This window comes from Acinetobacter sp. YH12068_T (genome assembly GCF_024606005.1).
Lineage (GTDB): Bacteria > Pseudomonadota > Gammaproteobacteria > Pseudomonadales > Moraxellaceae > Acinetobacter > Acinetobacter amyesii.
Map to the genome: position 1 here is coordinate 13,943 of NZ_CP094555.1, position 14,275 is coordinate 28,217.

The 14,275-nt window shown below is 43.0% G+C and carries 8 protein-coding genes, 2 tRNA genes and 3 rRNA genes; 8 read left to right on the forward strand and 5 right to left on the reverse strand.

Annotated features, from left to right (window positions below; genetic code table 11):
* Positions 1–53 precede the first annotated feature (53 nt).
* The 3 genes from MST18_RS00060 to grpE form a co-directional block, all read right to left on the reverse strand.
* Positions 54–965, reverse strand: a complete 912-nt coding sequence (locus tag MST18_RS00060; RefSeq protein WP_180133855.1) for a matrixin family metalloprotease — start codon at positions 963–965, stop codon at positions 54–56.
* Between the two features lie 215 nt (positions 966–1,180).
* Positions 1,181–3,121, reverse strand: coding sequence for a molecular chaperone DnaK (dnaK, locus tag MST18_RS00065; RefSeq protein WP_078194438.1), 1,941 nt, complete (start codon positions 3,119–3,121; stop codon positions 1,181–1,183).
* A 120-nt stretch (positions 3,122–3,241) separates the two neighbouring features.
* Positions 3,242–3,781 (reverse strand): nucleotide exchange factor GrpE, encoded by a 540-nt coding sequence (gene grpE, locus MST18_RS00070; RefSeq protein ID WP_111885723.1) that lies wholly within the window; start codon positions 3,779–3,781, stop codon positions 3,242–3,244.
* A gap of 936 nt (positions 3,782–4,717) precedes the next feature.
* On the opposite strand from grpE, the gene MST18_RS00075 reads away from it, so the two are divergent.
* A complete protein-coding gene (locus MST18_RS00075) occupies positions 4,718–4,945 on the forward strand; it encodes a hypothetical protein (protein ID WP_257227544.1) in 228 nt (75 codons plus the stop codon).
* A 184-nt stretch (positions 4,946–5,129) separates the two neighbouring features.
* On the opposite strand, the gene MST18_RS00080 is transcribed toward MST18_RS00075, so the two are convergent.
* A complete protein-coding gene (locus MST18_RS00080) occupies positions 5,130–5,699 on the reverse strand; it encodes a hypothetical protein (protein WP_168379529.1) in 570 nt (189 codons plus the stop codon).
* A 201-nt stretch (positions 5,700–5,900) separates the two neighbouring features.
* Here MST18_RS00080 and MST18_RS00085 point away from each other — a divergent pair, with 201 nt between their 5' ends.
* The gene (locus MST18_RS00085) at positions 5,901–6,971 is read left to right on the forward strand and encodes an alpha/beta hydrolase (RefSeq protein ID WP_078194436.1); all 1,071 of its coding nucleotides are present in this window, start codon (positions 5,901–5,903) and stop codon (positions 6,969–6,971) included.
* Positions 6,972–7,034: 63 nt separating this feature from the next.
* On the opposite strand, the gene MST18_RS00090 is transcribed toward MST18_RS00085, so the two are convergent.
* Complete coding sequence (locus MST18_RS00090) at positions 7,035–7,706, reverse strand: acetoacetate decarboxylase family protein (protein ID WP_180133870.1); 672 nt, start codon at positions 7,704–7,706, stop codon at positions 7,035–7,037.
* Between the two features lie 101 nt (positions 7,707–7,807).
* Between MST18_RS00090 and MST18_RS00095 the strand changes: the two genes are divergently transcribed.
* The 6 genes from MST18_RS00095 (at position 7,808) to rrf (ending at position 14,245) form a co-directional block, all read left to right on the forward strand.
* Positions 7,808–8,377 (forward strand): peptidylprolyl isomerase, encoded by a 570-nt coding sequence (locus MST18_RS00095; protein ID WP_180024952.1) that lies wholly within the window; start codon positions 7,808–7,810, stop codon positions 8,375–8,377.
* A gap of 429 nt (positions 8,378–8,806) precedes the next feature.
* A 16S ribosomal RNA gene (locus MST18_RS00100) occupies positions 8,807–10,345 on the forward strand.
* A gap of 61 nt (positions 10,346–10,406) precedes the next feature.
* Positions 10,407–10,483, forward strand: a tRNA-Ile gene (locus tag MST18_RS00105).
* Between the two features lie 74 nt (positions 10,484–10,557).
* Positions 10,558–10,633 (forward strand) — tRNA-Ala (locus MST18_RS00110).
* A 413-nt stretch (positions 10,634–11,046) separates the two neighbouring features.
* A 23S ribosomal RNA gene (locus tag MST18_RS00115) occupies positions 11,047–13,940 on the forward strand.
* Positions 13,941–14,130: 190 nt separating this feature from the next.
* Positions 14,131–14,245: ribosomal RNA gene (gene rrf, locus MST18_RS00120) — 5S ribosomal RNA — on the forward strand.
* The 16S, 23S and 5S rRNA genes sit together here with 2 tRNA genes alongside, the layout of an rRNA operon.
* Positions 14,246–14,275: the final 30 nt, after the last annotated feature.

The following is a 14,275-nucleotide window of genomic DNA, read 5'->3' on the forward strand; positions in this document are numbered from 1 at the left end:
GTGAATCCTGCAATATCCTTATAAATTGTATGGTTTTTTTTGCTCAGGGTATTCTAACGATAATATAGTAAGCCTTGGTCTGCTGGCATCAGTTTAAAGTTTTCTAATTGTTGCGCGCCTAAGATTGGGTACATTAATGCAGCAGGGTCATTATGGTGAGATAAGCCGAGAGCATGTCCGAGTTCGTGGGCAAGGGTAAGGCGTAAATCATCTTCGGCATCAAATTGATAAATCTGAATCTGATCGCCCATAAAGACACCTTTATGAAACTCTCGAGCAGGAAAGCGCTGACTGGCTTGTATCACGCCTGCATTATATTGATCGATTTGCTGGTTATAGCTTAAGACTTGTTGGTTAAATTGATCATTTTGCTGATTAAATCGATCTATTTCTTGGTCTAATTGCATCGCTTGTGCTTTAACTTGCTCAAGTTCTCTTTCAACGCGTTGCATATTGGGGCCTTGTGCATGCTCTATTCGGCTCCAATTCATACGTTCTTGCGACAGCTGTGCGATTTCCGCACGAATCATGGCTTGTTTTGATCGGAGCTGTTGCTCATTCATCTCCAGACCTTTTCTCGAATTTGCTAAGTTCTCGGCATATAAATCATTACGGGCTTTATCTGCGGCTAAGGTCTTTTGGACTTGCTTATAGGCATTGTATTGTTCTTGGCGATCATCATAAATTAGATGGATCGCCAGTTGTGCATTTGAGTCATAGATAAATAACGGTTTGAGTGTCCCTTTATGCCATATCTCTGCGGCTTCTTGGCTAAGTTGAATGACTTGTTGCTGGCTTAATCCAAAACGCGGATCGACATCAGCAACCCGATAACGCAGTCGGGTATCGAGAGGGTGTAAAAGTCGATCTGAAATTGAATTAAATTTCAGTTGAGGATGCTGCTTGGTTTGATAGATCCACCAAGTACTCAAAACGATGACAACAATAATTAAAATCAAACGCATAGCGTCGCAAAACTTGATTATTTTGCATTAATTTAACTGAAATTTAGCGCTATGCAAATCTAAGTTTAGATTGATAGTGAGTCGAGAAGAATGTGGCTGTTTGAACGTTTGCGTGTTATTTGAATATTGCCTGATGCAGATAAAATCATCCACAAAAAAAACCGCGCTTTCGCGCGGTCTTTTTGAGCTTTGAAAGACTCAGTTAAAGCGACAAATTATTTTTTGTCATCTTTCACTTCAGTGAACTCAGCATCTACAACGCCGTCATCTGCTTTTTGAGCTTGACCTTCAGCGCCTTGGAAAGCGTTAGGATCAAAACCTTCAGCACCGCCTTGACCTTGTGCAGCTTCATAAGCACGTTGAGTGATCGGCATAATGATGTTTTGAAGTGCTTCAGTTTTCGCTTTGATTGCATCTACATCGTTTTCTTTAGTCGCTGCTTCGAGCTCAGCTACAGCAGCATCGATTGCAGATTTCTCATCAGCAGTTACCTGTTCGCCAAGATCTTTTACTGCTTTTTGAGCAGAAGAAACAAGTGCATCAGCTTCGTTACGTGCTTTCGCTAATTCTTCAAATTTACGATCTTCTTCAGCATTCGCTTCAGCATCTTTGATCATCGCTTCAATTTCAGCATCGCTCAAACCAGAGTTAGCTTTAATTTGAATTGATTGCTCTTTACCTGTGCTCTTATCTTTTGCAGATACTTTCAAGATACCATCAGCGTTGATGTCAAATGATACTTCAATTTGTGGTACACCACGTGGAGCAGGTGGAATATCGCCCAATTGGAAGTTACCCAACAATTTGTTTTGTTGAGCCATTTTACGTTCACCTTGGTAAACTGAAATGTCTACAGCTGGTTGGTTGTCTGCAGCAGTTGAGAACACTTGAGATTTCTTCGCAGGAATCGTCGTGTTTTTCTCAATGATCGCTGTTAACACGCCACCCATTGTTTCAATACCAAGTGTAAGCGGAGTTACGTCAAGAAGAAGTACGTCAGTTTTATCACCTGAAAGTACTGCACCTTGAATCGCAGCACCCATCGCTACAGCTTCATCTGGGTTCACGTCTTTACGTGGCTCACGGCCGAAGAACTCTTGTACTTTTTGTTGTACAAGTGGCATACGAGACTGACCACCCACCAAGATTACGTCAGAGATGTCAGAGGTTGAAAGACCTGCATCTTTAAGTGCAATCTTACATGGTTCAATTGTACGAGCAACCAATTCAGCAACTAAACCTTCAAGTTTAGAGCGAGTCACGTTGATCACTAAGTGTTTAGGACCAGTCGCATCTGCTGTGATGTATGGAAGGTTGATTTCTGTTGCATTCGAAGAAGAAAGCTCGATTTTTGCTTTTTCAGCAGCTTCTTTTAAACGTTGAAGTGCAAGCGGATCTTGTTTCAAGTTTACGCTTTGTTCTTTCTTGAACTCTTCAACCAAGTATTCAATTAATGCATTATCGAAGTCTTCACCACCAAGGAATGTATCACCGTTTGTAGACAACACTTCGATTTGTTGGTCGCCATCAAGGTCAGCGATTTCAATGATTGATACGTCGAAAGTACCACCACCTAAGTCGTAAACCGCAACTTTACGGTCGCCTTCTTTTTTGTCCATACCGAACGCAAGTGCAGCAGCTGTTGGTTCGTTGATGATACGTTTAACATCTAAACCAGCAATTTTACCTGCATCTTTAGTCGCTTGACGTTGAGCATCGTTAAAGTACGCAGGAACAGTAATTACCGCTTCAGTTACTGTTTCACCAAGGTAGTCTTCAGCTGTTTTTTTCATCTTTTTCAAGATTTCAGCAGAGATTTGTTGTGGTGCAAGTTTCTTGTCGTTTACATCAACCCAAGCATCGCCATTGTCAGCTTTGATGATTTTGTAAGGTACAAGGCCGATATCTTTTTGCACAGCTTGGTCTTGGTACTTACGACCGATCAAACGTTTGATTGCAAATAATGTGTTTTTAGGGTTAGTCACTGCTTGACGCTTAGCAGATTGACCGACAAGGATCTCGCCATCTTTATACGCAATAATAGATGGGGTTGTACGAGCGCCTTCAGCGTTGTCGATTACTTTTACTTTGTCGCCTTCAAGTACTGCTACGCAAGAGTTTGTAGTACCTAAGTCAATACCAATGATTTTCGCCATTTGGATGTTTCCTCTAAAATTCTTTTACGATGTTTTCGCTTGTTATCCGATATGAGAGCCAATCAAAAATTTTCAAGTAATATTGGTTAAAATTTTTAATTCGTCTCAGAAAATTTGTCTTTATGCACCAACCATAACCATAGCAGGGCGTAATAGGCGACCGTTTAAACTATAGCCTTTTTGCAATACTGTCCCAATTTCATTCGATTTGGCATTTGGATCGATGCCCACAGCCTGATGAAGATCTGCATTGAAACCATTTGCAGTATCCACAGCAACCACACCAAATTTTTCTAAAGTGCTGAGCAATGATTTCAGTGTAAGTTCTACACCTTCAGATAAACCTGATTTTTCATCACCTGCCGCAGCAATCGCGCGTTCAAGGTTATCAACTGACTCAAGCAATTGTTTTGCAAATTTTTCCAGCACAGTATCTTTATGCTTTTCAGATTCGCGTTGAATGCGCTCTACACTTTTTTGCGCTTCATATACGGCATTTGCAGTACGTGCTTTTTCAAGTTTTAAGCTTTCTTCTAAATTGGTGATTTGTGCTTGTAAATCTTCAACTGAAACTTCAGCTTGCTCGTTTTCAGCTTGAGTTTGCTGTTCTGCTTGCTCTTGTTGAAGATCTTGAGCGTCTTGGTTTTGCTCAGTCGCCATTGATTTACTCCGTTTAAATGGGTTCTTAAACATGTTCAGTCCTTATAGCTGTGCGTTCAAACGACATCGATGCGTAACTGCCATGCGTTTTGAATTCATGATTAATAAAAGAAATCGGGGCAGGGTATAAAAATTCAAGCGAAGTCAGCGATTAAATGCAATTTTTTATTCAAATAAATGGTTTTTCAGCCAAATATCGACTGCAAAATTAAATTCTATGAAAATATAAATTATTGATTTGAATGTATAATCATATTTTGATCGGATTTATAGATTTTCATCATAAATTTTAACGGTTTCTCTTTGTGCCTGAAAATTTGCATAATTTATCTATCGGAAGTGACCATATCCATTGGAGAGAGGGATATGGTGACTACCTCTAGATTTTAGAAACACTTTTCCATGCTGATTTCCCAAGAATCAGCATTTTTTTGCCTCAAAAAATAGTGGTTAATATTTATACATAAAAACTCTTAGTATCAGTTTTATTAAATATTTCACAAAAAATGATCAGCACAGTATTCTTTGTTTCAGATTCTATCGCTGTAGTTTCTTAATTTATTTCAAATGTGTTTTTCATGGCCTGCTTCTCTCATAAGCAGGCTTTTTTTTGCATGAAATTTATAAAAACAGCCACTTAAGTAACTGAGTTGCAAGTTTTGTTGAACTTTGTTGTATTCAAAAGCTGTGATCACGCTTTATTCAAAATCATTTATATTTATTTTTTTAATAAAAAACAAAGCACTTGAGTTAAAAAAATGATGTAAAGCCTTAAAATGAAAGAAAACCGCCTAATTAATAAAACATTTCATAAGCTGTACCGTGCCTCGTACAAAGTACAACTCAGAAGGTGGGAACTTCACAGAATTATTTTCCATTATGACTCGGGCAAAGTTGAGCTTTGCTTTTAATGATTCAATGAAGGAAATAATGAAGATGAAAAAAATTGGTTTATTCGCTGTCGCAGTTTTAGGTTTTGGTTTAGCTGCGGTGGGTTGTACTTCTCAAGAAACTATAGAATCTCCGGAAACCGCACAAGTAACGTCTGCAACTGAAGCATCTGTAACAACAGAGCAATCGGGTGCTGTGGTTCAAGCAGATCCATCAGCTCAAGGTGCTGAAGTTCAATCTGCGCCTGCACCGCAACCTACAGTTCAGCAATAAGATTGTTTAATGCTCTCTGACCTGTAACAACAGGCAGTCAAGAATAGACAGAAGATAGGATGCCTCTTCTGTCTATTTTCTTTTTTATAGCTTTTTTTACGCCCTTTTCTATTTTTAGCGAGCAAAAAAAAGCCCATCATGTAGATGAGCTTTTTACTTTTAACCGATCTGCAAAAAACATCAATTAACGGCGATTTTCCCACGCGCGACGACGTTCTTCAGCCGCTTTACGTTGTTGATCTGATGCCTTTCTTAAATCTTGAATATTTTTTTTGCGTTCTTGCTCAATTTGTTTTCTACGATCTTGACTGGCTTTACGGCGCTGTTCTTCTAAGCGCTGACGCTCTTTGCTGACTTTTTGACGATCTTGTTCAGCACGTTTACGACGTTCAGCTTCAGAGTATTTACGCTGTTGTTCTAGACGTTGACGTTCGAGTTCGTTTTTACGACGATCCCACTCTTGTTGATTTTTACGATTTTGTTCCCAGTTACGCTGGTCAAGTTGCTGCTTTCTACGTTCGAGCTCTAAACGATTACGTTGTTGTTGCTGACGTTCCCATGTACGGCGGTCTTGTTCATAACGACTGTCATAACGGCGATCATAACGATTGTCATAGCGTCGATCATTATTATCATAACGGCGGTCATAACGTTGATCATAACGTCCATCGTAGTAACCATCTTCAGGGAATGCTACGCAGCCTACAGCCAAAAAAGCAGTCGCAAAAGACAGAAGGATGATCTTTTTAGCCATGGTGAGTATCCTTTATCGAGAATGGGTTAGCATAATCAACCCATAAAACTTGGGTAAATTGTCAATGACAACTCTATAAAAGAAGATTAGCTTAACTAGGTTTGTACTATGTATGTCGATGTTGAGACTTATATGTGAATATGGTCACATTTGACCTAGATCATGTAGAAAGTATGAAGAGCATAATTCGAAGGATAGAGCATGTTTGCATTGAATGAATCACTTAAAAATATGAAAGATAAAGGCCAAGGTACGGCTGCTCGGTTACTTGATCGTCTTCCTAACTTTGCCAAAGAAAGCCTCGCAAAACGTCTCGATTATCCGTTTATTTTTCCAGAATTAGATCCGCTGGTGAAATGCATGATGGCGGCTCAACTCAAGCAAGGTAAGTCAGGCTTTGTGACCGAAGACTATGTGAAGTCTCGTAAATTATTTGATTTACAGATGGAGTCGATCAAGACCAAGCCGACTTTTGTGAAACAAGTGCAAGATATACGTCTACCTTTACAAAGTGCTACGCTGTTTGCGCGTCATTATCATCCTGCTCCAAATAAAAAATTACCGATGATCGTGTTCTATCACGGTGGTGGTTTTGTGGTGGGTGGTCTAGACACGCATGATGAAGTTTGTCGTTTATTGGCCGTGCATGCCAAAGCACAAGTTTTAAGTATTGATTATCCACTCACGCCAGAGGCCAGCCCAGCTCAATTAATGCAAAGTTGTGAAGATGCCTTGGCTTGGACTTATCAAAATAGTCGTCAGTTTAAAATTCTAAAAAATCGAATTGCGGTGGCAGGGGATAGTGCAGGCGGCAATATTGCTACCGCAGTTGCGCAGCGCAGTGCTCAGAAAGTTTTTGCCCCGCAAGCTCAGCTATTAATTTATCCTGTGGTGGATTTCAAAAGTCGCCACCCATCTTTCTATGCTTATAAAGATGGTTTGGTTCTGACTGAAAAAGATATTGATGTCGTAACTGCTTTATATGCGGAACAACATGCAGTGGCCTTAGATGATCCATTAATTTCACCAACCTATGGAAAATTGGCAGGTATCGCACCCGCGTATATCGTGACGGCAGGGCATGACGTTTTACATGACGAAGGTGAAATTTATTCGCATAAACTCCGTCAGCAAGGGGTGAAAGTGTTTTATCAAGAATATACCGATCAAACCCATGGTTTTATCAATTTAACCCCGGTTTCGCACCGAGCTAAAAAATACGTGATCGAGATCAGTACGAAGTTCCGTAAATTTTGGGATAAACGTAGCTAATTATTCCTTTATATAAAGTAAACCCAGTGTTTCACGTGAAACACTGGGTTTTTATTTATTGGGTTATTTATCTTGGATTTTTGCAGCAGGAAAAACGAGGCTAAATTCTGGGACATAAAAGCTTTGCAATAATCGTGCTTCAGAAAAATTTGGAAAAATGTCCTGTGTGTTATGCCATTCTACCTGTTTCAGTTTAGAGAGCCGTCCGCGAAACTTCGGTGAAAATTGATAGCGCTTACCTTCCCACGCTTGTCTGATTTGCAACATCGCTGCTGGGATAAGATGACTATTAATATAGAAAGAACGCTGTAAACGTGATTTTTTTAAACGGATCTGCATTTTTTGTTGTTCAACTTCTATAGTACAGACCACTTCATTGTCATGTTGTTGCCATTCAAACTTTGCCAACTCTTTAGGAATACCCCAGAGTTTTTGGCCATGAATGACAGAGATATCTGTCGAAACATAAATCTTAGGTATCGAACTTAACCTTTTCTTACTCCATAAAGGGTGATCTAAAATCAGCAATTCGTCATAAGGACCCACAGGCGAATCATGGTATCGGACCAATAACACCTGAACCACACGACCCAAAGCTGATGTCGCTAAACGGAACATCTGCGCTCGTTGGATAAAACTCGGAGAGATCCAATAATTCAAAATAAAAGCATCGCCACGCAGTTGCCAAGGCGGTAAATGTGTCAATGCAGTGTCCGACGGTATTATTTGCGTCATCATTGTTCTCGTTTTAATAATGGCAGAATAATTACTTTTTAATCATCAAAGACTAATATACAGTCAATAACAAGTACGAGATCAACCAGAAGAGTTAGCAAATGTTAAAACAGATTTTATTTACCGCAGCACTTGGCTGTGTGAGCTTAAGCAGTTTTGCTGCCAATACTATTGTCGAAATGAAAACCTCTCAAGGCAATATTGAAATTGAGCTATTCAATGACAAAGCACCTATCTCAGCTAAAAACTTTGAAAGCTATGCAAAAGAAAAATTTTATAACGGTACAATCTTTCATCGCGTGATTCCTGGATTTATGGTTCAGGGTGGGGGCATGGATGTCAAGATGCAGGAGAAGCCAACAAAAGCGGCGATTAAGAATGAATCAAGTAATGGCTTGAGCAATAAGCGTGGCACATTGGCAATGGCACGGATGAATCATCCTGATTCAGCAAGTAGTCAGTTCTTTATTAATGTTGCAGACAATGACTTCCTCAATAAAAGTGCAATGAATGCGGGATATGCTGTTTTTGGTAAGGTCACTAAAGGTATGGATATCGTCGATAAAATCGTAAAAGTTCCAACTGCGAACTATGGAATGCACCAGAATGTCCCTGTAAACCCAGTAGTTATACAGAGTGTGGTGATTAAAGCAGCACCTGAAAAAAACTAAGCGCACAAAATAGGAAAAATATTTTACATGATATTTGTAATAAATATCATGTATTTATGTAAATAAAGTGCGTTTTTTGAACCATAATGGTGCATAAAAATAAAACACTCGTGTTCTTTGTGAGTGAAAAGCACTTGCACGTGTAAGAAATTGCCCTATAATGAGCACCATACCGACGAGATAGACGGAAATGAACGAAACGCGAAGCGTTGAGTTGTTAAGTTTATCGAAGTCCAGCTTCTAGCATTGACGAGATGTTAGAAAGATCATTAAGAGATTATGAAGAACAACTTGTGTGGATTTTTACTGATTGATCGATCGAAATTATTTTCATTGATTGATGGTAGAAATTACTCGAAGTTTATTTGAGCAAATTTTTGTCAGTAATTGATGAGCCAAGATTGGTACACTATATGTACTATTGATTTTAAACTGAAGAGTTTGATCATGGCTCAGATTGAACGCTGGCGGCAGGCTTAACACATGCAAGTCGAGCGGGAATAGGTAGCTTGCTACCGATTTCTAGCGGCGGACGGGTGAGTAATGCTTAGGAATCTGCCTATTAGTGGGGGACAACATTTCGAAAGGGATGCTAATACCGCATACGTCCTACGGGAGAAAGCAGGGGATCTTCGGACCTTGCGCTAATAGATGAGCCTAAGTCGGATTAGCTAGTTGGTGGGGTAAAGGCCTACCAAGGCGACGATCTGTAGCGGGTCTGAGAGGATGATCCGCCACACTGGGACTGAGACACGGCCCAGACTCCTACGGGAGGCAGCAGTGGGGAATATTGGACAATGGGGGGAACCCTGATCCAGCCATGCCGCGTGTGTGAAGAAGGCCTTTTGGTTGTAAAGCACTTTAAGCGAGGAGGAGGCTACTTTGGTTAATACCTAGAGATAGTGGACGTTACTCGCAGAATAAGCACCGGCTAACTCTGTGCCAGCAGCCGCGGTAATACAGAGGGTGCGAGCGTTAATCGGATTTACTGGGCGTAAAGCGTGCGTAGGCGGCTTTTTAAGTCGGATGTGAAATCCCCGAGCTTAACTTGGGAATTGCATTCGATACTGGGAAGCTAGAGTATGGGAGAGGATGGTAGAATTCCAGGTGTAGCGGTGAAATGCGTAGAGATCTGGAGGAATACCGATGGCGAAGGCAGCCATCTGGCCTAATACTGACGCTGAGGCACGAAAGCATGGGGAGCAAACAGGATTAGATACCCTGGTAGTCCATGCCGTAAACGATGTCTACTAGCCGTTGGGGCCTTTGAGGCTTTAGTGGCGCAGCTAACGCGATAAGTAGACCGCCTGGGGAGTACGGTCGCAAGACTAAAACTCAAATGAATTGACGGGGGCCCGCACAAGCGGTGGAGCATGTGGTTTAATTCGATGCAACGCGAAGAACCTTACCTGGTCTTGACATAGTAAGAACTTTCCAGAGATGGATTGGTGCCTTCGGGAACTTACATACAGGTGCTGCATGGCTGTCGTCAGCTCGTGTCGTGAGATGTTGGGTTAAGTCCCGCAACGAGCGCAACCCTTTTCCTTATTTGCCATCGGGTTAAGCCGGGAACTTTAAGGATACTGCCAGTGACAAACTGGAGGAAGGCGGGGACGACGTCAAGTCATCATGGCCCTTACGACCAGGGCTACACACGTGCTACAATGGTCGGTACAAAGGGTTGCTACTCCGCGAGGAGATGCTAATCTCAAAAAGCCGATCGTAGTCCGGATTGGAGTCTGCAACTCGACTCCATGAAGTCGGAATCGCTAGTAATCGCGGATCAGAATGCCGCGGTGAATACGTTCCCGGGCCTTGTACACACCGCCCGTCACACCATGGGAGTTTGTTGCACCAGAAGTAGGTAGTCTAACCGTAAGGAGGACGCTTACCACGGTGTGGCCGATGACTGGGGTGAAGTCGTAACAAGGTAGCCGTAGGGGAACCTGCGGCTGGATCACCTCCTTAACGAAAGATTGACGATTGGTAAGAATCCACAACAAGTTGTTCTTCATGACGATGTATCTGAGGGTCTGTAGCTCAGTTGGTTAGAGCACACGCTTGATAAGCGTGGGGTCACAAGTTCAAGTCTTGTCAGACCCACCATTCTGACTAACGAAGTATTTGAATAAAATACGGAAGCAAACAGAGAATCAGAAACATTGACTTATTGATAAGCTGGGGACTTAGCTTAGTTGGTAGAGCGCCTGCTTTGCACGCAGGAGGTCAGGAGTTCGACTCTCCTAGTCTCCACCATACATTCCTTCGGAATGTATAAAGAACGAAGCTAAAATAAACAATCAAGCGATTGTTAGCTTAGTCCTTAAGCGATCAAGTGCTTAGGTTATAGAGCTTAGCAACAAAGTGGCGTATGATTCGCTGCATTGTTATTAAGCTCTGTGATTTATCACAGTTTCCTGACCTGACGAAGGCTGGAAAAATCATTAACAGAATATATTTGAGTTGAAATAATTTGTTCATACTCGTTTGATTTAACTTAACAAGCAATTGTGAAAGTTGAATGAAATGAGTTACTAGCGAAATTAACTGAATCAAGCGTTTTGGTATATGAATCTAATTGAAGCTGTACAGTGATTAAATTCACGAAGCTCTAAACTGTAATGTTGGTTGATCTACTTGTAGGATCAAACGACTGTTTGGGGTTGTATAGTCAAGTAATTAAGTGCATGTGGTGGATGCCTTGGCAGTCAGAGGCGATGAAAGACGTAATAGCCTGCGATAAGCTCCGGGGAGGCGGCAAATATCCTGTGATCCGGAGATTTCTGAATGGGGAAACCCACCCGCTATAAGGCGGGTATCATAAACTGAATACATAGGTTTATGAGGCGAACGAGGGGAAGTGAAACATCTCAGTACCCTTAGGAAAAGAAATCAATTGAGATTCCCTCAGTAGCGGCGAGCGAACGGGGAAAAGCCCATTAAGTTATCTAAGCTTTAGTGGAACGCTCTGGGAAGTGCGACCATAGTAGGTGATAGTCCTGTACACGAAAGGGCTTAGATAATGATGTCGAGTAGGGCGAGGCACGTGAAACCTTGTCTGAATATGGGGGGACCATCCTCCAAGGCTAAATACTCCTGACTGACCGATAGTGAACCAGTACCGTGAGGGAAAGGCGAAAAGAACCCCTGTGAGGGGAGTGAAATAGATCCTGAAACCGCATGCATACAAGCAGTGGGAGCCAACTTGTTTGGTGACTGCGTACCTTTTGTATAATGGGTCAGCGACTTACATTCAGTAGCAAGGTTAACCGATTAGGGGAGCCGTAGAGAAATCGAGTCTTAATAGGGCGTTTAGTTGCTGGGTGTAGACCCGAAACCGGGTGATCTATCCATGAGCAGGTTGAAGGTTGGGTAACACTAACTGGAGGACCGAACCCACTGTCGTTGAAAAGCCAGGGGATGACTTGTGGATAGGGGTGAAAGGCTAATCAAACTCGGTGATAGCTGGTTCTCCCCGAAAGCTATTTAGGTAGCGCCTCGGACGAATACCATTGGGGGTAGAGCACTGTTTCGGCTAGGGGGTCATCCCGACTTACCAAACCGATGCAAACTCCGAATACCAATGAGTACTATCCGGGAGACAGACTGCGGGTGCTAACGTCCGTAGTCAAGAGGAAAACAATCCAGACCGCCAGCTAAGGCCCCAAAATTATAGTTAAGTGGGAAACGATGTGGGAAGGCATAGACAGCTAGGAGGTTGGCTTAGAAGCAGCCACCCTTTAAAGAAAGCGTAATAGCTCACTAGTCGAGTCGGCCTGCGCGGAAGATGTAACGGGGCTAAAACTATATGCCGAAGCTGCGGATTTACACATTAGTGTAAGTGGTAGGGGAGCGTTCTGTAAGCCGATGAAGGTGGATTGAGAAGTCTGCTGGAGGTATCAGAAGTGCGAATGCTGACGTGAGTAACGACAAAACGGGTGAAAAACCCGTTCGCTGAAAGACCAAGGGTTCCAGTCCAACGTTAATCGGGGCTGGGTGAGTCGACCCCTAAGGCGAGGCCGAGAGGCGTAGTCGATGGGAAATTGGTTAATATTCCAATACTTCAGTGTAATGCGATGAGAGGACGGAGAAGGTTAAGTCAGCCTGGCGTTGGTTGTCCAGGTGAAAGGAAGTAGGCATGTATCTTAGGCAAATCCGGGGTACTCTATGCTGAGATCTGACAGCAAGCTGTACTTGTACAGTGAAGTGGCTGATACCATACTTCCAGGAAAAGTCTCTAAGCTTCAGTTACACTGGAATCGTACCCGAAACCGACACAGGTGGTCAGGTCGAGTAGACCAAAGCGCTTGAGAGAACTCTGCTGAAGGAACTAGGCAAAATGGTACCGTAACTTCGGGAGAAGGTACGCTGCTTTTGGTGATGGAACTTGCTTCCTGAGCTGAGAGCAGCCACAGAAACCAGGCCCCTGCAACTGTTTATTAAAAACATAGCACTCTGCAAACACGAAAGTGGACGTATAGGGTGTGATGCCTGCCCGGTGCTGGAAGGTTAATTGATGGGGTTAGCGTAAGCGAAGCTCTTGATCGAAGCCCCAGTAAACGGCGGCCGTAACTATAACGGTCCTAAGGTAGCGAAATTCCTTGTCGGGTAAGTTCCGACCTGCACGAATGGCATAATGATGGGGGCGCTGTCTCCAGCAGAGGCTCAGTGAAATCGAAATCGCCGTGAAGATGCGGTGTACCCGCGGCTAGACGGAAAGACCCCGTGAACCTTTACTGCAGCTTGACATTGAACTTTGATCTTACTTGTGTAGGATAGGTGGGAGGCTTTGAAACCGAGACGCTAGTTTCGGTGGAGCCAATCTTGAAATACCACCCTGGTAATATTGAGGTTCTAACTCTGCTCCATTATCTGGAGCGAGGACCATGTCTGGTGGGTAGTTTGACTGGGGCGGTCTCCTCCTAAAGAGTAACGGAGGAGTACGAAGGTGCGCTCAGCGTGGTCGGAAATCACGCGTAGAGTATAAAGGCAAAAGCGCGCTTAACTGCGAGACCCACAAGTCGAGCAGGTACGAAAGTAGGTCTTAGTGATCCGGTGGTTCTGTATGGAAGGGCCATCGCTCAACGGATAAAAGGTACTCTGGGGATAACAGGCTGATACCGCCCAAGAGTTCATATCGACGGCGGTGTTTGGCACCTCGATGTCGGCTCATCTCATCCTGGGGCTGAAGCAGGTCCCAAGGGTATGGCTGTTCGCCATTTAAAGAGGTACGCGAGCTGGGTTTAGAACGTCGTGAGACAGTTCGGTCCCTATCTACCGTGGGCGCTGGAAATTTGAGAGGATCTGCTCCTAGTACGAGAGGACCAGAGTGGACGAACCTCTGGTGTACCGGTTGTGACGCCAGTCGCATCGCCGGGTAGCTATGTTCGGAAGGGATAACCGCTGAAAGCATCTAAGCGGGAAGCCTACCTCAAGATAAGATTTCCCTTGGACTTTATGTCCACTAAAGAGCCGTTGAAGACTACGACGTTGATAGGTTGGATGTGGAAGTGCGGTGACGCATGAAGCTGACCAATACTAATTGCTCGTGAGGCTTGACTATACAACACCCAAACAGTTGTATGTAAAGCATCAATTGATTCGATATTAAGCAAAATAACTTGATTTAGTTAACGCTTAAGAACAAAATACTGCAACTCAGATATGATCTGTTAATAACTCATTTGGTAGAAAACTTAGCACGAAGAGCACTGCTCTGAGATTAGACTAAGCGAGTATCCATAAACAGTTGTGCTGGCGACAATAGCAAGAGTGAACCACCTGATCCCTTCCCGAACTCAGAAGTGAAACCTCTTAGCGCTGATGGTAGTGTGGGGTTACCCATGTGAGAGTAAGTCATCGCCAGCTCATTATTCGAAACACCCCCTGACTCGTGCA